The 16,968-nt window shown below is 65.5% G+C and carries 17 protein-coding genes; 8 read left to right on the top strand and 9 right to left on the bottom strand.

Translation table 11 applies throughout. The features are described from left to right. Positions 1–5: 5 nt before the first annotated feature. Entirely contained in the window at positions 6–935 is a 930-nt protein-coding gene (locus tag ACFWPX_RS03990; protein WP_378925820.1) for an SMP-30/gluconolactonase/LRE family protein, read from the bottom strand. 318 nt (positions 936–1,253) lie between these two features. On the opposite strand from ACFWPX_RS03990, the gene ACFWPX_RS03985 reads away from it, so the two are divergent. Then, complete coding sequence (locus ACFWPX_RS03985; RefSeq protein ID WP_378925817.1) at positions 1,254–2,294, top strand: enoyl-CoA hydratase-related protein; 1,041 nt, start codon at positions 1,254–1,256, stop codon at positions 2,292–2,294. Between the two features lie 113 nt (positions 2,295–2,407). Here the strand turns inward: ACFWPX_RS03985 and ACFWPX_RS03980 are convergent, their stop codons facing one another. From ACFWPX_RS03980 to ACFWPX_RS03970, 3 genes are all read right to left on the bottom strand, one after another. Then, positions 2,408–3,277, bottom strand: coding sequence for a formylglycine-generating enzyme family protein (locus ACFWPX_RS03980; protein ID WP_378926141.1), 870 nt, complete (start codon positions 3,275–3,277; stop codon positions 2,408–2,410). 74 nt (positions 3,278–3,351) lie between these two features. Continuing rightward, positions 3,352–4,293, bottom strand: coding sequence for an HAD family hydrolase (locus ACFWPX_RS03975; RefSeq protein ID WP_378925814.1), 942 nt, complete (start codon positions 4,291–4,293; stop codon positions 3,352–3,354). 4 nt (positions 4,294–4,297) lie between these two features. Further along, positions 4,298–5,836, bottom strand: a complete 1,539-nt coding sequence (locus ACFWPX_RS03970; RefSeq protein ID WP_378926139.1) for an arylsulfatase — start codon at positions 5,834–5,836, stop codon at positions 4,298–4,300. Between the two features lie 305 nt (positions 5,837–6,141). On the opposite strand from ACFWPX_RS03970, the gene ACFWPX_RS03965 reads away from it, so the two are divergent. Further along, the gene (locus ACFWPX_RS03965; RefSeq protein WP_378926137.1) at positions 6,142–6,543 is read left to right on the top strand and encodes a DUF302 domain-containing protein; all 402 of its coding nucleotides are present in this window, start codon (positions 6,142–6,144) and stop codon (positions 6,541–6,543) included. A gap of 19 nt (positions 6,544–6,562) precedes the next feature. Here ACFWPX_RS03965 and ACFWPX_RS03960 read toward each other — a convergent pair whose 3' ends face one another. Further along, on the bottom strand, positions 6,563–7,153 hold the full coding sequence (locus ACFWPX_RS03960) for a TetR/AcrR family transcriptional regulator (protein WP_378925812.1): 591 nt from the start codon (positions 7,151–7,153) through the stop codon (positions 6,563–6,565). 167 nt (positions 7,154–7,320) lie between these two features. On the opposite strand from ACFWPX_RS03960, the gene ACFWPX_RS03955 reads away from it, so the two are divergent. The 3 genes from ACFWPX_RS03955 to ACFWPX_RS03945 are packed head-to-tail and all read left to right on the top strand — an operon-like array spanning position 7,321 to position 10,129. Beyond that, complete coding sequence (locus tag ACFWPX_RS03955) at positions 7,321–8,478, top strand: acyl-CoA dehydrogenase family protein (protein ID WP_378925808.1); 1,158 nt, start codon at positions 7,321–7,323, stop codon at positions 8,476–8,478. Positions 8,479–8,504: 26 nt separating this feature from the next. Then, the gene (locus ACFWPX_RS03950) at positions 8,505–9,305 is read left to right on the top strand and encodes a crotonase/enoyl-CoA hydratase family protein (protein WP_378925805.1); all 801 of its coding nucleotides are present in this window, start codon (positions 8,505–8,507) and stop codon (positions 9,303–9,305) included. After that, entirely contained in the window at positions 9,302–10,129 is an 828-nt protein-coding gene (locus tag ACFWPX_RS03945) for an SDR family NAD(P)-dependent oxidoreductase (protein WP_378925803.1), read from the top strand. Before ACFWPX_RS03950 ends, ACFWPX_RS03945 begins: the two co-directional genes overlap by 4 nt. A gap of 49 nt (positions 10,130–10,178) precedes the next feature. Here the strand turns inward: ACFWPX_RS03945 and ACFWPX_RS03940 are convergent, their stop codons facing one another. Next, a complete protein-coding gene (locus tag ACFWPX_RS03940; RefSeq protein ID WP_378914169.1) occupies positions 10,179–10,511 on the bottom strand; it encodes a YnfA family protein in 333 nt (110 codons plus the stop codon). Positions 10,512–10,625: 114 nt separating this feature from the next. Here ACFWPX_RS03940 and ACFWPX_RS03935 point away from each other — a divergent pair, with 114 nt between their 5' ends. The 3 genes from ACFWPX_RS03935 to ACFWPX_RS03925 are packed head-to-tail and all read left to right on the top strand — an operon-like array spanning position 10,626 to position 12,298. Continuing rightward, positions 10,626–10,961 (top strand): ArsR/SmtB family transcription factor, encoded by a 336-nt coding sequence (locus tag ACFWPX_RS03935; protein WP_378914168.1) that lies wholly within the window; start codon positions 10,626–10,628, stop codon positions 10,959–10,961. Further along, complete coding sequence (locus ACFWPX_RS03930; protein ID WP_378926135.1) at positions 10,958–11,671, top strand: cation transporter; 714 nt, start codon at positions 10,958–10,960, stop codon at positions 11,669–11,671. The genes ACFWPX_RS03935 and ACFWPX_RS03930 overlap by 4 nt, the downstream gene beginning before the upstream one ends. A 15-nt stretch (positions 11,672–11,686) precedes the next feature. Beyond that, entirely contained in the window at positions 11,687–12,298 is a 612-nt protein-coding gene (locus ACFWPX_RS03925; protein WP_378914167.1) for a methyltransferase family protein, read from the top strand. A 20-nt stretch (positions 12,299–12,318) separates the two neighbouring features. Here ACFWPX_RS03925 and ACFWPX_RS03920 read toward each other — a convergent pair whose 3' ends face one another. The 3 genes from ACFWPX_RS03920 to ACFWPX_RS03910 all read right to left on the bottom strand — a co-directional run bounded on the left by ACFWPX_RS03920 (position 12,319) and on the right by ACFWPX_RS03910 (position 16,785). After that, positions 12,319–15,222 (bottom strand): UPF0182 family protein, encoded by a 2,904-nt coding sequence (locus ACFWPX_RS03920; RefSeq protein ID WP_378925801.1) that lies wholly within the window; start codon positions 15,220–15,222, stop codon positions 12,319–12,321. Between the two features lie 87 nt (positions 15,223–15,309). Continuing rightward, complete coding sequence (locus tag ACFWPX_RS03915; protein WP_378925799.1) at positions 15,310–16,053, bottom strand: Crp/Fnr family transcriptional regulator; 744 nt, start codon at positions 16,051–16,053, stop codon at positions 15,310–15,312. 120 nt (positions 16,054–16,173) lie between these two features. Continuing rightward, the gene (locus ACFWPX_RS03910; protein WP_378925796.1) at positions 16,174–16,785 is read right to left on the bottom strand and encodes a flavodoxin family protein; all 612 of its coding nucleotides are present in this window, start codon (positions 16,783–16,785) and stop codon (positions 16,174–16,176) included. Positions 16,786–16,968: the final 183 nt, after the last annotated feature.

Below are 16,968 nucleotides of genomic sequence, written 5' to 3'. Positions count from 1 at the left end.
ATGGATCAGGGCGCGGGTGGTGTCAGCCTGGTGACCGTCCCGAGGAAACTCGTGACGTACAACGCGTTCGGGTCCCAGCCGGGTCCGGACCCGAATCGTGCCGACGAGGACAGCGGCAGGCCGTCGGCGATCGGGCAGGTCTGTCCGGTCTCCATGTCGACCTGCTCAATCCTGCCCGCGACATTGAGCGCCACGTAGACCTTGCCGTCCGGGCCGACGGTCAGGTCGTCCGCCGCGTTCAGTAGTCCGGCACCCGGTATCACCACCTGCCGCGGCGGGCTGTCGGAATCGGCGTAGTCGACGGCGGCGACGACCGATTCCGGGGTGAACGTCGTCGAGACGACGAGCCGATTGCGTGGTCTGTCGAACGCGAGGCCGTTGGTGGAGCTCAGTGACGGCGCATACGGTGTCGCGATGTTATCCGCACCGACACGGGTCAGGGTGCCCGCGCCGATGTCCCTGCTGACGACGAAGTCGCCGTTCGGCAACTGCGCCAACCCGTTCGGCATCGTCAACCCCGTTGCCACCGTCGTCACGGCGCCCGTATCGAGGTGCAGTGCGCGAATCGAGCCGTCGGCGCGGTCGGTGAGGGCGGAGGCGGCACTGTTGCCCGCCGTGAAGTAGGCGATATCGCCGATGACCAGGATCGACCCCGGGCCGTCGATATCGTCGACCGCGACCGAGGTCGAGCCGTCGGCACCGAGTCGCTGCAAGGAGCCTGCTGATCCGGTGACGGACTGCTGTGCCAGCAACAGGTTTCCGCGACCGTCGAACCCGAGGTTCTCGAGAATTCCGTAGCCGGCCGCGACGGTGTGATGAGCCCACGGTGCACACGAAACCGGTTCGGCGACAGCGATATTCACGGGAAGGACGGCAGCGGTCGCGGTGACCGCCATCGCGGTCAGTGCGCGAGACGCGGTGCGGAAGATAGTCATCGAGTTCCTCGGGGGTCCGAGCCGGTGGCGTGGGCGTGCTGCTGGCGTCGAAGGTGCGTCGTCGACGAGATCGACCCCAGCCTATGGCGGCTGCTTCGGAGCGTGCGCAGAAACAACGGATCGGCGGTGTCCCTTTCTGTCCCGTGGCCGGAGCCTGCCTTGCATTTCTGCATTCGTTGGTGCATGGTTTTGCGTGTTGCTCGAAGTCGTGTTGGTGACTTTGCGGTAAATAACCAGATAGAGGCAGTGATCGAGCTCTTCGGTAGCTCGACCCGCGAGCTGTGCGGCATGCATGGAAGCATGAAGGGAGTCCGGCATGTGTCACACCCTCGACTCCCACTGTCTCGGCACAGTCGTGCCGGAAAGGAACACCCTGATGGAACCGCCGAACTCACGCGCGCACTCACCCTCCCCGTCGCCGCGGCGCCGATGTTTCTCATCTCCAAGCCGAAACTGGTTATCGCACAGTTGATTCGACCGACCGACCCCGAGGACGACATGGCCTACGAAGAGATCCTGTACACGGTGCGCGACCACATCGCCACCATCAGCATGAACCGCCCCCAGGCGCGAAACGGGTACACACTGATCATGGCCGCCGAACTCGGCGACGCGATCATCGTGGCAGACCGCGACCCGGATGTGCGCGCGATCATCCTGACCGGCGAAGGGTCCGACTTCTGCGTCGGCATGGACCTGTCCGGCGGCGCACCGGGCGGCGACGTCGACGACGATTGGCTCGAACCCGCCGGACAGTGCTCGCGCCGGATCTTCGAGTGCACCAAACCCGTCATCGCCGCGATCCGCGGTGCCGCGGTCGGTGCCGGGTCGACGATCATCCTGCCCGCGGACTACCGCATCGCCGCCACCGACAGCCGCTTCGGCTACGTCTTCACCCGGCGCGGATTCTTCCCCGAGGGTGCCTCGGCATGGCACCTGCCGCGCATCGTCGGCATGGGTCGGGCAATGGACTGGATGCTGTCCGGGCGGGTCTTCCCCGCGGCCGAAGCGCTGGCCGGTGGGCTCGTCCACCAGGTCGTCGAGCCCGACGAGGTACTCCCCGCCGCCGAGGCGTACGCCCGTGACCTCATCGAGCACACCGCACCGGTGTCGGTGGCGGTCACCCGCCAGATGCTGCTGCGGCTCAGCGCCTTCGACACCCCGTACCCCGCCCACGCGCTGGACTCGAAATTGATCGGGGGACTGGCCGACAGTGCCGACGCGGTCGAGGGCATCACATCGTTCCTGCAACGGCGCCGCCCCGACTTCCCCGGGCGCGTCCCCGCCGACATTCCGGCGTTCGTCCCGTGGATCGGAATCGACGATGCGGCCGCGGCGGCATCGAGCGAAGGTCGATAGGCGCGGCGACGGCAGACCGAGGCCATACGCGAGGACGAACGTCACCCGACGCGGACGACGCGACGCGCGAAATACGCGGTGCCGTACTGGAAGCGGCGGCGAGGCGTCGTCGATCAGGCCTCGGCGATGCAGCGGAAACCGATGTGGCTCATGCCGGTGTCGATCATCTGAGGTCTGCGGGCGGCGGGTCGGTAGCGTCGGCAGTAGCTGTCGGCGCAGAGGAACGACCCGCCTTTGATCACCTTGCGCGGTACACGGAACTGAGGTTGCCGGTGGTCGAAGCTACCCTCCACCGCCGGACCGCGGGGATTGCGTGGGGCGCAGCACAGGTCGGCGCCGGTGTGGTTCTCGGCGTACCAATCGTCGGTCCATTCCCAGACATTGCCGGTCATGTCGTAGAGGCCGTACGCGTTCGGTGGGTACGTTCCGACCGGTGTGGTCGTGCCGTACCCGGCATCCGGCTGCCACGGAAAGTGCCCGCGCCAGTAGTTCGCGAGAGCCAGACCGTCGGGTTCCGGCTCGTTGCCCCAGGCGAATTCGGTGTTGTCCAAGCCGCCACGCGCGGCCGCTTCCCACTGGGCCTCCGTCGGTAGTGCACGGCCTGCCCAATCGGCATAGGCGCGGGCGTCTTCGTGCGCGATATGGACGACCGGGTGCTCCTCACGCCCTTGCGTCGACGAGCGTGGCCCTGTCGGCTGTCGCCACGAGGCGCCGGGTGTCCACCGCCACCACAGATTGAGATGGCGTAAGTCGACCGGACCGGCCGTTGCGGCGAAAACCATCGAACCGGGCTGGAGGTTCTCCGCCGGAGCACCCGGGAACTCTGCCGGATCCAGCGGGCGTTCGGCCACGGTCACATAGCCGGTCTCGTCCACGAATCGAGCGTATCGAGCATTGGTGACCTGGCCGGTTTCGATGGCGAACGCGTCCACTTCGACCCGATGCGCCGGTCCTTCTTCCGGATAGTGACGGTCGGATCCCATGGTGAACACTTGCGCGGGGATCCGGCGAAGCTCCGTGCCGATGATGGTGTCCACGTGTCTCGGTTCTCCTCGACTCACTGCGGATCGGGTGCGAAAACGTCGCGCCAATCATTCTTCATGCTGGCTATGGTCCATCCGTCCTTGTGCGCGCGGGCGAGGAGGTCTTCGGCACCGGCCACGTAGTCGAATTCCCGGTCGGCGTCGTCGTGCAGGACAATCACTCTGAGGGCGGGTTTATCGGGCAGTTCGGAGAAGGCGAGCATCGGCAGATCGCCGTTCGAGTTGCCGACCGACACGATCGGGCGACGGCCGATCCTGCTCCAGATCCGGACGGGCTTCTCCGGCCCGTCGTCGAAGAAGTCCATCGCCGCCTTGTACAGCAACTGGTTACCACGATCATCGGCTCGATAGGTCAGGCCGAGCGCGCTGCCGATCACGCGTTCGGGTGGCACGCCATAGAGCCCTTCGGCGACCGGGCGCATGAAATCCCGATCGCCGCCGGAGGCGATGTAGGTGGTGAACCCATGCGTGTTCAGGTAGGCCAATAATTCGGTCATCGGTGTGTACCCACAACCGCGATACGAACGGCCCAGTGTCGGGTGACTCGAGCTGTCGAAGAAGGCCGTTACCCGAGCGTCGTAGTCTTCGACGGTCACCTCGTCGAAGGCACGAACCACGGCGCCCATCAACAACTTCAGGTCGTCGTCGTCACCGTGGTAGTGCTTCACCACGGCAGCTCCGAGCCATTTCATATCGTGGGTATAGGCGGCCTGCCACGGCTGCTGCGTTCTCAACGAGGGGTCGTGCTCGGCCATTTCGGCGAGGCGGCGGATCGTGAAGTCGAGCTGGATGGGCATCGGCTTCTCGCACCACAGGGTGCCGTCGTTGTCGAAGACCGCCACCCGTGCCGCGGGCTCGACGAATTCTGGCCGCTGCGGGTCGGTGACCCGCTCGACGAACTCGACGATGGCGGCTTTGGTTGTGCCGTCCGTCCACGATTCGAGGCTGTCGGTCATGACGTCAGTCCCTGGCCAGGAACTCGTGCAGCTTGTTCACCGCGTGATCGATGGTGAACGACGCCGGCTCGTGCCGAGGCGGGAACTCCCTGAACGTTTCCAGGAACGCCGTCGCGATCGCGGTGCCGTAGGCGGCGATGTAGTCGTGGTCGAGAAACCAGTCCCAGTAGGTGTTCGATGTGCCGTCCGCGCGCTCGAACGGATCGGTGCGCAGATTGAACAGCTTCGGCACCCGCAATTGGGTGAACGGTTCGGCCCAGATCCCCAGCGTGCCGGTGGCGCGCTGTTCCATGAACACGATCTTCCAGTTCTCGAACCGGATTCCGAGGACATCGCAATCATCGGAGAAATACACCATCCCTCGACGGGGGCTCGTGTCCGCCTCGCCGGTCAAATAGGGCAGCAGGTTGTATCCGTCGATGTGGACCTTGTAGGTGGTGTCGCCGACGCTGTGTCCTTTCTTTAGCTTGTCGACGATCTCCGCCTCGCCGGCCGCCGCGATGAGGGTCGGGAGCCAGTCGTGATGCTGCACGATCTCGTTGGTGACCTGGCCCGCGGCGATCTTGTTCGGCCACCGGATCAGCTCGGGAACGCGGAAAGCGCCTTCCCAGTTGGTGTCCTTCTCACTGCGAAACGGTGTTGTCGCCCCGTCCGGCCAGGTGTTGGCGTGTGGGCCGTTGTCGGTGCTGTAGATGACGATCGTGTCCTCGGCGAGGCCGAGTTCGTCCAGCAGGTCCAGGACCGTGCCGACATTGCGGTCGTGATCGATCATGGTGTCGTGGTAGGGCGACTGCCAGATTCCGGCCTGGCCCACACTTTCGGGCTTGGTATGGGTGCGCACATGCATGTGGGTGAAGTTCAACCACACGAAGAACGGTGTGTCGGCCTCGTGCTGGCGTTTGATGAAATCGACGCAGGCGTCGGCGATCTCGTCATCGATCGTCTCCATCCGCTTCTTCGTCAGCGGACCGGTGTCCTCGACCCGTTGCTTTCCGACGCGACCGAACTTCGGATCCTCGGTGGGATCGTCGGTATCGGTCGCCCACGCGTGCAGCACGCCGCGCGGCAGCTGAAGATTGTAGAGACGCGGGAACTGATCCTCGTGCGGATAATCGGGCAACTCCGGTTCCTCTTCGGCATTCAGGTGATACAGGTTGCCGAAGAACTCATCGAACCCCCGAACTGTCGGCAGGTACTTGTTGAGATCACCCAGGTGGTTCTTACCGAACTGCCCGGTCGCGTAACCGAGTGGTTTGATCAATTCCGCGATCGTCGGATCCTCGGGCGCCAAGCCGATATCCACGCCGGGAACGCCGACCTTGCTCATACCCGTCCGGTACACGCTCTGTCCGGAGATGAAGGCCGCGCGGCCCGCGGTGCAACTCTGCTCACCGTAGGAGTCGGTGAATCGCATACCTTCCGCGGCCAAGCGATCGATATTGGGCGTTCGATACCCCATCAATCCATCGCTGTAGCAGCTGAGATTGGTGATCCCGATGTCATCGCCCCAGATGACAAGGATATTCGGCTTCGAGTGCGGCATCGTCGTCTCCTGATTGCGGTCACGGCTCATGGTCGGCACACGTCGCTCCGACGATCAGGATCCGGGTCGGAGCATGCTCGTCCAGCATGCGACGAGGGTTGGCTTCGCGGCTTCACCCGTATGGGATGAGATCCGGGCGATGACCCGGTGACACCGACCCATGCAAGACGACGGTCGAGAATTCGGCGACACCGCCGATCGAAGATATGCGCGGAAACTGTTGTCGCTCGTGCAGGATCAGTAGACGCCCCACCGGCCGCAGTATCTGATCCGGCTGCCGCATTCCGATGACCGAAAGGAATCTGATGGACCTGGCCTTGTCGACGACCCTGCACACCACCTTCGACGACGCGATCGAACGCACCACAACGGCGCTTGCCGCCCAGGGATTCGGCATCCTCACCGAAATCGACCTGCGCGCCACCATGAAAGCCAAACTGGGGGAGGAGATGGAGGACTATCGCATTCTCGGCGCGTGCAACCCGTCCCTTGCCCACCGCGCCGTCGACATCGACCGGCAGATCGGAGTACTGCTGCCCTGCAACGTGGTGGTGCGCCGCGACCGCACGGCAACGGATTCCATCATCATCGAGGCCATGAACCCGGCTCTGATGGCCACGGTCACCGGCGAACCCGCACTCGACCCGGTTGTCGCCGACGCCACCACCCGACTGCGCGCGGCGATCGGCGCGCTCGCCGAGGGCTGAACGCACAGTCGGCTGCCGCTCAGGGCGAGGAGAAGACCGATCGCATCGTCGCGCGCCAGTCATCGAGCAGACGGTCCCGGTGGTTGGTGCTCAGAATCGTCGTCAACGCCAGGCCGCGAAAATAGGTGAGAGTCATCTCGAAGACCGAATCGAAGTTCTCCGGCAGGGGGCCTTCGAGATTGCGCGTGATCGACTCGCGGATGCCGCCGTGCAGATCACGCTGATGGCGTAGCAGCGCGCCGCGGAGATCGGCATCGGTCCGGGCCGCTACCCACAGTTCCAGCACCGCGCCGAACAGCGGGGTCGCGAAGCTGTGCCAAAGAACCGTCATCCAGTCCTCGGCGGTGGCCGGTTCCGAGTAGGCGAGGACCTCGTCTACCTGCTGATCCGACAGGTGGCGCACAGCGTCGACGAGCAGGTGCGCCTTGTTCGGGTACTGGTGCAGCAGCGCCCCACGGGAGACACCGGACCGGCTCTGGATCGCGCCGATACTCGTGGCCGCGTAGCCGTCCTCGATCAAGGAGTCGACCGCGGCCTGGAGGATGCGTTCACGTGTGCGGCCGCTACGGGCGGCGTCGCTACGCCGCCGACCTTCCGTGGGTGATGCCATGGATGCATCCTCCCAGGCATTGACAACAGTACGATTGGACTGTTTCATTGGGGTCGGTAGCCGCGGTCGAAGCGGCACGGAATCAGCGGCGGTTCGACCGCGGAGGTTTCTCGACGTCGCTGTCGGTGTCCTACCGATCCGGGACCAGCAATCACGAACGGAAACTCATGCCGAGTGCAGAAGTGAAATCGCCCTGGGCGGCGAGCGAGGACATGATCGCGGTACGTGCTACCGCACGGTCCTTCTTCGCCCGCGAAGCGGTCCCCAATCTGACCAAGTGGGCCGAACAACGACATGTCGATCGTGAGTTCTGGACCACTGCAGGCGAATTGGGTCTGCTGTGCATGGCGGTGCCCGAGGAGTACGGCGGTGGCGGTGGTTCGGCGGCACACGATCTGATCATGCTCGAAGAGCAAGCGCGCATCTCCGATGCGGGTTTCGGCAACATCGTCCACAGTGGGATCGTCGCGCCGTATCTGGCGGCCTACGGCACCGAGGAACAGAAGCAGGCCTGGCTACCCGGCATGGCCACCGGAGAGGTCATCGCGGCGATCGCGATGACCGAACCCGGGGGCGGCTCGGATCTGGCAGGAATGACCACCCGTGCCCGGCGCGACGGCGACCAGTATGTGATCACCGGCGCCAAGACCTTCATCACCAACGGCGGCTCGGCGGACCTGGTGTTGCTGGCGGCCAAGACCGACCCGGACGCAGGCGCGCACGGGGTCTCGCTGATCCTGGTCAACACGCGGGATTGCGCCGGGTTCCGGCGCGGGCGAGTACTCGACAAACTCGGCCAGCACAGTGGTGACACCGCGGAACTGTTCTTCGACGAGGCACGGGTCCCGGCGTCGAACGTGCTGGGTGGGGTCGAAGGGCAGGGCTTCGTCCAGTTGATGACGCAGCTTCCGCTGGAGCGGCTCGAGATCGCGGTGGTCGGCGCCGTGGCCACCGAGCTGGCGGTCGATTGGGCGCTCGCGTACTCGAAAGAACGCGCCGCGTTCGGTAAGCCCCTGTTCAATTTTCAGCACGTGCGCTTCGAACTGGCCGAATGCGCAACGCTCGCGCGGGTAGTGCGCACCTTCGTCGATGACTGCATCGCCAAGCACCTCGCGGGCGGGCTCGATCCGGCGACCGCGTCGATGGCGAAGTACTGGGTCACCGACACGCAGTGTCGGGTCGTGGACCGCTGCCTGCAGTTGTTCGGCGGCTACGGCTACATGACCGAATACCCGATCGCCCGCCTCTATGCCGATTCGCGCGCCCAGCGGATCTACGGCGGCACCAACGAAATCATGAAAGAGCTCATCGCGCGGTCGCTGTAGACCGAGCGCAACGATTCGAGGTTCTGATGTCTGGTTCCACAGTTCTCGTCGAGCGTGACGGCCCCGTCGTCCTGATCGGCATCAACCGCCCCGACGTCCGCAACGCGGTCGACGGCCCGACCGCGGCGGCGCTGGCGACCGCATTCCGGGAATTCGACGCCGACCCCGACAGCGCCGTGGCGATTCTGCACGGCATCGGCGGAACATTTTGCGCGGGAGCCGATCTCAAAGCCCTCGGTACCGAACGTGGCAATGTCGCCGGAGTCGAGGGTGACGGTCCGATGGGGCCGACCCGGATGCGCTTGTCCAAGCCGGTTATCGCCGCGATATCCGGATTCGCGGTCGCGGGCGGACTGGAGCTGGCGATCTGGGCCGACCTGCGGGTCGCTGACGAGGACGCGGTTCTCGGCGTGTTCTGCCGTCGCTGGGGCGTGCCGTTGATCGACGGAGGCACGGTCCGTCTTCCCCGGCTGATCGGCGAGAGCCACGCGATGGATCTGATCCTGACCGGCAGGCCGGTCGACGCCACCGAAGCGCGCCGGATCGGCCTGGTCAACCGGATCGCCCCCAAGGGCAAGGCACTGGCGCTCGCTCGGGAACTCGCCCACGAGCTCACCCGGTTCCCGCAGACCTGCATGCGCCAAGACCGCCTGTCCGCGCTCGAACAAGCGGGATCGGACGAAACCACGGCACTCGCCAATGAATTCACCCATGGAATGACCTCGTTCCAGGCCGACACACTCGCCGGTGCGGCCCGCTTCGCGGCGGGAGCGGGCAGGCACGGCGACTTCACGAAACTCACCACGGAAGGATCGGCGCACTCATGACGTCATCACTGGCAGGTAAGACCGCGATCGTCAGCGGCAGCGGGCGCGGCATCGGGGCGGCTATCGCCCGCAAACTCGCGGCCAACGGGGCGGCTGTCGTCGTCAACGATCTCGACCCCGAGGCAGCCCAACAGGTGGCCGACGAGATCGTCGGCGCAGGCGGGCGGGCGGCGGTTTGCGCCGGTAGTGTTACCGATCCCGAGTTCGGCGCGCGCTTCGTCGCCACCGCCGTCGATTCCTTCGGCGGGTTGGACATCATCATCAACAACGCCGGCTACACCTGGGACTCCGTTGTGCAGAAGATGACCGACGACCAGTGGGACGCCATCCTCGACGTTCACCTGAAAGCGCCGTTCCAGATTCTGCGTGCCGCCCAGCCCGTGATCAGCGCGGCGGCGAAACGTGAACGGGCGGAGGGTAATCCGATCACACGCAAGGTGGTCAACATCTCGTCGCTGGCCGGGCTCTACGGCAACGCGGGACAGGCCAACTATTCTGCGGGCAAGGCCGGAATCCTCGGTCTCACCAAGGCCGTCGCCAAAGAATGGGGCCGCTACCGGGTGACGGTCAACGCTGTCGCTTTCGGCCTGATCCAGACCAGGCTCACCGAATCGGCCACCGAGGACACCACGATCGACATCGCCGGACAGGAGATCAAGGTCGGCGTCAATCCGATGCTCTTGCAAGCAGCCCAGCACATCGCTCCCTTGGGCCGCCTCGGCACCCCGGAGGAGGCGGCAGGCGCGGTCTATTTGCTGTGCTTGCCGGAGTCGGATTACATCACCGGCGAAGTGCTCGCGTGCAGCGGCGGCCTGGTCGGCTGAGGCCCATCCTCGACCTGCGATGCCGTCGCAATGGAGCTGCCGGTAGCGATCAGCCGCGTGGTGCGTACATGATGACCGCGACGCCGACCAGGCAGATCGCCGCGCCGGTGACGTCCCAGCGGTCGGGGCGGAACCCGTCGAGCGCCATCCCCCACAACAGCGAACCGGCGACGAATACCCCGCCGTAGGCGGCGAGGATGCGTCCGAAGTTGGCGTCGGGCTGCAATGTCGCGACGAACCCGTATATGCCGAGTGCGATGACGCCTGCCCCGATCCAGGCCCAGCCGCGGTGCTCGCGCACACCCTGCCAGACCAGCCAGGCCCCACCGATCTCGGCGATGGCGGCCAGGACGAACAGCAGGATCGAGCGCACCACAGTCATGAGCAGAGCCTAGAAGTCGGCTGCGACCGGCTGGTCACCGTGGTTTCCACCCTCAACCAGGATCGGAGACAATCCACTCTTTTCTGAATACAGATCTAGATGTACTGTTTGGTTATGGAGATATTGCCGGTGCTACACACCGACGCGCTGGCCCGATTCGGGCACGCGCTGTCGGACCCGACTCGTACCCAGATCCTGCTGAATCTGCGCCAGTCGCCCGGATACCCGTCGCAGCTCGCCGAGCGGATCGGGGTATCACGCCAGATCTTGTCCAATCATCTGGCCTGCCTCCGTGGATGCGGTCTGGTTGTCGCGGTTCCCGAAGGGCGGCGCAGTCGTTACGAGCTCGCCGACGCTCGCATCGGCGCCGCGCTCGATGATCTGCTCGGACTGGTCTTGGCCGTAGATCCGGCGTGCTGCCCGGATGCGGATTCCGAGGGGTGCTGCTGATGGCCTCGCTCGGTATGCCCTTGTTCGCTGTGACGGTCGGACCCGATCCGGCGCGTAAAGCGTTGTTGTCGAAGCGGATTCGCTGGTTCGTCACCGCGACGATCACCTACAACGTGATCGAGGCGATCATCGCCCTCACCGAGGGTGTTCGGGTGTCCTCCACCGCGCTGATCGGGTTCGGTCTGGATTCGGTGATCGAGGTGTCCTCCGCCGCCGCGGTCGCGTGGCAGTTCGCCGGACGCGACCCCGAGAAGCGGGAGAAGGTCGCACTGCGCATCATCGCGTTCTCCTTCTTCGCCCTCGCCGCCTACGTCACCATCGACTCGCTACGCGCCCTGTTCGGCATCGGCGAGGCCAGGCACTCCACGGTCGGGATCGCGCTGGCCGCGGCCAGCCTGGTGATCATGCCGGTCCTCTCGGCCGCGCAACGCCGGGCCGGACGTGAACTCGGATCTGCCTCTGCCGTGGCCGATTCCAAACAGACGCTGCTGTGCACCTATCTCTCGGCGGTACTGCTGGTGGGGTTGTTGCTCAACAGCCTGCTGGGCTGGTCGTGGGCCGATCCGATCGCGGCGCTGGTGATCGCCGTGATCGCCGTGAAGGAAGGTCTCAACGCCTGGAAAGGCGATACCTGCTGTGCGACACCACCGATCGGTGCCGCCGCGAAACCCACCGCCCAGGCCGATGCCTGCGCCTGCTGCGACGACTGAAATCGAGGAAGAACAATGGCCGCTTGGCTGGCATCGGCGCTGTACCTGCTCTTCGGGGCCTTGGGATTCGGATGGCGCAGCTGGCGACAGCACCGTGCCACCGGTTCCACCGGATTCCGGGGCATCAGCGGACGACCCGGCTCCTTGGAATGGTTCGCCGGTGTCGGATTCATCGCCGCGATCGCAGTCGGGCTCGCAGCCCCGGTTCTCCAGCTGGTCGATGTCGTCGCGCCGATCGCGTGGCTGTCCTCGGCCCCGATCCAAGCCGCCGGGACGGTGCTCGCGCTCGCCGGGATCGCCGCGACGCTGTACGCGCAGAACCAGATGGGGGAGTCCTGGCGAATCGGCGTCGATGCCACCGAGACAACAACTTTGGTGCACACCGGGGTGTTCGGGATCGTGCGGAACCCGATCTTCACGGCGATGCTGGTCTTCGCCACCGGTGTCACGTTGCTGATCCCGAACGTCGTCGCGATCGCCGGGTTCGTGGTGCTTCTGGTGACTATCGAACTGCAAGTCCGGGTCGTCGAGGAGCCGTATCTGGCCCGGGTGCACGGCCCGGGATATCAGGCGTATCTGGCGGCGACGGGCCGGTTCGTTCCCGGCATCGGCAGAGGGAGCGTGTAGTCGGGCAGAGTTGCCGCTCCTCACTTGTTCGGGCGAAGAATGTCATCGAGTTGCTGCTCGAGGCGATCGAGCGCCGCACGGGCCGCCTCGAGCTCAGCCTCCAGCCGGGCGATCGTGGCCTCGTCCATCAGCGGTGGGGTAGTTGAGGGCTGCGGCTCACTCGGTGGCACCGCCGTCCGGCCCGGAGGTGGCGGCGCTGCCGCGCTGCCACCGGGCGGGGTCGCGAGATTGCCGGTGGCGGGGCCGAATACCTGATCGAGCGCCTCGGCGAGGGTCGGTGCGTAGCCGACTCTGACGCCGCCGGTGCCCGGTTCCCGGTAGCTGGCCAGTACGCGTGCCAGCTGCGGGAAAGTCGACCCGTTCGGTGCCGTCGATATCCGTTCGGTGAACAGTGGTTCGACATAGAGCACGCCGCCGTCGGCGATCGGCAGGGTGAGCAGGTTGCCGTACTGGATGCGGTTGGAGCGCTCCAGCAATGTCCGTTCGGAAGCCACTCGCGTGTCGGAGATCATCGAGTTCTGGATCTGTTGTGGTCCTTGGGTGAGCGTATCGGTGGGCAACTGCAGAATGCTGAACTTGCCGTAGTTCTCCGGGTCGGAGTGCACGGAGATGTACGCGGACAAGAACTCCCGTTTGAACCCGACCATCGCACTGGTCAACCGGAACGAGGGCGCGGCGCTGTCCGGGTCACCGAGCAACACGTAGAAGGGCGGCTGCTGGGGATTGGCGTCGACGGTCGGATCGCTGGGAACCGACCAGAAGGCGTTGTTGGTGAAGAACTCCCGTGGTTCGTCCACGTGGTAGCGGGCGAGCATGTCGCGCTGGATGACGAACAGATCCTCCGGGTATCGGAGATGCGCGCGCAGGTCGTCACTGATCTTCTCCGCGGGTTCGACGGTGCCCGGGAACACTCGCATCCACGCGGACAGCACCGGGTCGTCGGTGTCGACCTGGTACAGCGTCACGGTGCCGTCGTAGGCGTCGACGGTGGCCTTGACCGAGTTCCGCACGTAGGAGATCTCGGCCGGATCGCGCAACGATCTGCTGTCATCGCGGGCGAGCGCGGCCAGCGAACTCCGCGCGGCATAGGGGTAGCCGTCGATCGCGGTGTACGCGTCCACGATCCAGACGATCCGGCCGTCGACGACCGCCGGATACGGGTTGTTGTCGACAGTGAGCCACGGTGCGACCAGCTCGACACGCTCGCTCGGGTCACGATGGAAGATGATCTTCGAATCAGGCCCGATCGCCTTGGCGAAGAGAATGTTTCGTTCAGCGTAGGTCGCGGTGAAGGCGAGCCGGTTGAACCAGTTCCCGATCGGGACACCGCCCGCACCCGTGTAGGTGTACTTGGTCGTGTCGGTGTCGTACTCGCGCGCCTCGATGCCGCCGCCGACGATGGCGTAGTCGGGATCGGCCCGCGCGATCACCTCACCGAAGTAGATGCGTGGCTGTTCGACCGGGATCACCTGGTCGCCGGCGCGTTGGGAGGCGATGTCGCTGACCGCGTAGATCGGATACCCACTGTTACTGGCCGAACTATCGCCCGACGCTTCCCGGACTGCCGCGTTGACCCGGTTCGCCGGCGCTGCGACGAACCCGTCACCGTGGGTGTAGACGGTGTGCCGATTGACCCAATGCGACTGATTGCCGCTGAGCGCGCTCGGGGTCAACTCCCTCGCCGCGACGACATAGTCGCGCAATTGGCCGTCGATCCGGTAGCGGTCGAGGTCGAGGTTCTCCGGGAAGCTGTAGAAGTTCTTGAGCTGCTGCTGCTGGGTGAATGTGCGGGAGAGAACATGCGGGTCGAGCAGCCGGAGATTGGCGATCGTGGTCGCATCGGCGGCGACCTCGGGTGGCGGCCTGGAACCGACACCTGGATACGGCCGGTAGTCGACCATGTCGCCGCCGATCCCATAGGCCTGCCTCGTTGCCGCGATATTGCGTTCGATATAGGTGCTCTCCCGGTCGGCGGCGTTGGGCCGCACCGAGAACTGCTCCACCGCCAGCGGCCAGATGCCCCCCGCCACGATCGACGACAGCAACAGCAGGACAGCGGCCATCGCCGGGACCCGGAGATCGCGGATCACCACCGCCGAGAAGACCGCGGCAGCGCAGATCAGGGCAATCGCGAGGAGAATGAACCGGGCGGGCAGCACGGCATTGATATCGGTGTAGCCGGCGCCGGCGAACGTCGGTTCCCGCCGATGGCTCGACAACAGCGCATACCGGTCGAGCCAATACGCAGCGGCCTTGAACACGAAGAACAGGCCGACGAGCACCGCGAGCTGTATGCGCGCCCCATGACTGAGACCGATCGATTTGCGGACCGGACGGAGCCCGCCGAACAGGTAATGCGTTGCCAGACAAGCCAGAAACGCGAAGAGGACGGCGACGAACAGCCAGCTCAGGATGAGTCGATAGAACGGCAGATCGAAGACGAAGAAACCGATATCGACCCCGAATTCGGGGTCGCGCTCGCCGAACGACCCGCCGTGCAAGAACAACTGCACCGTCTCCCACCTCGACTGCCCGATGAGACCACAGATCAGCCCGAAGCCGACGGCGATCCCCAACCCGAAGCGCAGCGGCCACCGGCCGACCACGCGGCGGTACTCGCCGAGCGGGTCGTCGGTGCGTGCGGTGGGAAAGAAGACGGGACGAGACCGGTATGCCAGCCACATGGCGATGAACACGGCGCCACCGAGACACACCGCGATCACGGCGAACAGCGACAGCTTGGTGAGGAGCACGGTCAACCAGACACCGCGGTAGCCGACCTCGCCGAACCACAGCCAATTGACGTACGCGCCGATCAGACGCGGCACGGTCAGTAGCAACACGAAGAGCACCGTGGCGGCCGTCAGCATGAGTCGGAGTCTTCGGGGAACCCGTCCCGAAGCGGAGTCGTCTCGTGCGCTCATCTGCCGCTCCTGTGACCACGCCGGATCACCTGACCGACGGCGGCCATCTGGTGGCAATTCTACTCGCCGGGCTACTGAGCAGCGTGGTCAGCGCGTTTCAGCAGGAAGGTGGAGGTGGCGCAGCCCTTCGGCATCGATGATGTCGATCGTCTCGTCGCCGATGTTGATCAGGCCGTGTCGTTCGAATTCCTTGACGGTCTTGTTCAGCGACGGGCACGGCACACCGAGCATGGCGGCGAGGGTGCGTTGGTCGAGTGGGACCGACCCGTCGACGGCTTCGTCGAGCAGCAACTGGGACACCTGGATGGGCAGCGGGCGGCCGAGAATGTTGATCAGCTGTGCCTGAACTGCCGAAAGACGTTGCGCCACACTGGAAAGCCAGCGACGCGCGATCGCTGGATGGCCGGCGAGCACGGCGTCGAAGTCGGCGGCGGGCAGGAACAGGCATTCCGACTCGGTGAGCGTGCGCGCGGTATAGGGCAGCGGCATTTCCAGCAGCAGTGCGATGTCGCCATCGACATCGCCGGGGCCCAGCACGTCGACGACCGCGTGCTGGCTGCCCGAACCGACGGACAGTTCGATCTGCCCGTGCCGCACGATCCACACACCGTCTGGTGGCGCGCCCGCCGAGAACACCGGCGACCCGGCGGGCAAGGATTTGAGCTCGAGCCGATCGGCGAGCGCGGTGAGTCCTCCGGCGTGCAGGGGAGCGGTGGGACCCCGGCCCACGCACCGCGCACCCCAGGCCGCGTGCCGTAACTGATCGTCGTAGAACGACTCCTCACCGGTCGTGCGGACCAGGTGGGAGAACATCCGGTGGCTGTGGATCATCGCTGGCTCCAGGTGGGTGATTCGGGCGAACCTGTCATCCCCGGTGACAATTATCCTCGCAATGGCGACAGAACGCGATCAACTGAGAACCACAGCCCCCGATCCATCTCGAGCGGGTTCTCAGCCCGGCGGATAATTCCGCGTGCGCAGCAAGCCGGCGAGATGGGCGGCATTGCGGGCCATGGTTGTGGTGGTCGCGCGCACCGCGTCCGGGGTGGCGGGCAGGTCGTTGTAGTCGACACTGCCCATCGCTTCACCGTTCCAATAGGTGCAACCCTGCGCCGGGATGGTGAATCCGATGTCGTCGAGCGCCTGGAAGGTGTCGGCGGCGATCTTGTGCGCGCCGTCCTCGTTGCCGACGATCGCGGCGATGCCCACCTTGCCGAACATCGCAGGTCTGCCCACATCGTCGGTGCTGGACAGTTCGGCGTCGAGCCGCTCGAGGACCCGCTGCGCGATCGAGGACAGATGTCCCATCCAAGTGGGGGTAGCGAGCAGGACGATGTCGGCGTCGAGGACGCGGCGCCGGATCTGCGGCCATTGGTCGCCGTCGCCCTCGTCGGCGCTGACGCCGGGGCGAATGTCGAAATCGGCGATCCGCACCGACTCGCCCTCGATGTCGTGGGTGGCCAGCTCGGCCAGGACCTGATCGGCGATGAGCGCACTGCTCGACGCGGCGGGTGACGGCTTGAGCGTGCAGACCAGAGCAAGGGCGCGCAATGGGACGGTCATCGCCAGATCCTTTCTCGGGATTCTTCCTGCCCGGCGAATGCCCGCACTCGGTTCCGGTAATCCGCGGGCCGTCGAGCCGATTGCGGGACGCGGGGCGGGGGGAAAAACCCGCCCCCCGGGAACCCCGCGGGTTTGTGGGCGGGGGGGGGGTGGGGCCCAACAAAGCTAACGGTGGGGGGGCGA

The organism is Nocardia sp. NPDC058518 (assembly GCF_042719655.1).
In the GTDB taxonomy this organism is placed as follows: Bacteria; Actinomycetota; Actinomycetes; order Mycobacteriales; family Mycobacteriaceae; genus Nocardia.
This window is presented reverse-complemented; position numbering and strand designations above follow the sequence as displayed.

Excerpts from the sequence above, each read along its gene's own strand:
- ACFWPX_RS03955 (WP_378925808.1), top strand. The coding sequence starts at position 7,321 with ATGCCGAGTGCAGAAGTGAAATCGCCCTGGGCGGCGAGCGAGGACATG.
- ACFWPX_RS03970 (WP_378926139.1), bottom strand. The coding sequence starts at position 5,836 with ATGCCGCACTCGAAGCCGAATATCCTTGTCATCTGGGGCGATGACATC.
- ACFWPX_RS03960 (WP_378925812.1), bottom strand. The coding sequence starts at position 7,153 with ATGGCATCACCCACGGAAGGTCGGCGGCGTAGCGACGCCGCCCGTAGC.
- ACFWPX_RS03910 (WP_378925796.1), bottom strand. The coding sequence starts at position 16,785 with ATGACCGTCCCATTGCGCGCCCTTGCTCTGGTCTGCACGCTCAAGCCG.
- ACFWPX_RS03925 (WP_378914167.1), top strand. The coding sequence starts at position 11,687 with ATGGCCGCTTGGCTGGCATCGGCGCTGTACCTGCTCTTCGGGGCCTTG.
- ACFWPX_RS03920 (WP_378925801.1), bottom strand. The coding sequence starts at position 15,222 with ATGAGCGCACGAGACGACTCCGCTTCGGGACGGGTTCCCCGAAGACTC.
- ACFWPX_RS03965 (WP_378926137.1), top strand. The coding sequence starts at position 6,142 with ATGGACCTGGCCTTGTCGACGACCCTGCACACCACCTTCGACGACGCG.
- ACFWPX_RS03975 (WP_378925814.1), bottom strand. The coding sequence starts at position 4,293 with ATGACCGACAGCCTCGAATCGTGGACGGACGGCACAACCAAAGCCGCC.
- ACFWPX_RS03935 (WP_378914168.1), top strand. The coding sequence starts at position 10,626 with ATGGAGATATTGCCGGTGCTACACACCGACGCGCTGGCCCGATTCGGG.
- ACFWPX_RS03950 (WP_378925805.1), top strand. The coding sequence starts at position 8,505 with ATGTCTGGTTCCACAGTTCTCGTCGAGCGTGACGGCCCCGTCGTCCTG.
- ACFWPX_RS03940 (WP_378914169.1), bottom strand. The coding sequence starts at position 10,511 with ATGACTGTGGTGCGCTCGATCCTGCTGTTCGTCCTGGCCGCCATCGCC.
- ACFWPX_RS03945 (WP_378925803.1), top strand. The coding sequence starts at position 9,302 with ATGACGTCATCACTGGCAGGTAAGACCGCGATCGTCAGCGGCAGCGGG.
- ACFWPX_RS03915 (WP_378925799.1), bottom strand. The coding sequence starts at position 16,053 with ATGATCCACAGCCACCGGATGTTCTCCCACCTGGTCCGCACGACCGGT.
- ACFWPX_RS03990 (WP_378925820.1), bottom strand. The coding sequence starts at position 935 with ATGACTATCTTCCGCACCGCGTCTCGCGCACTGACCGCGATGGCGGTC.
- ACFWPX_RS03980 (WP_378926141.1), bottom strand. The coding sequence starts at position 3,277 with ATGGGATCCGACCGTCACTATCCGGAAGAAGGACCGGCGCATCGGGTC.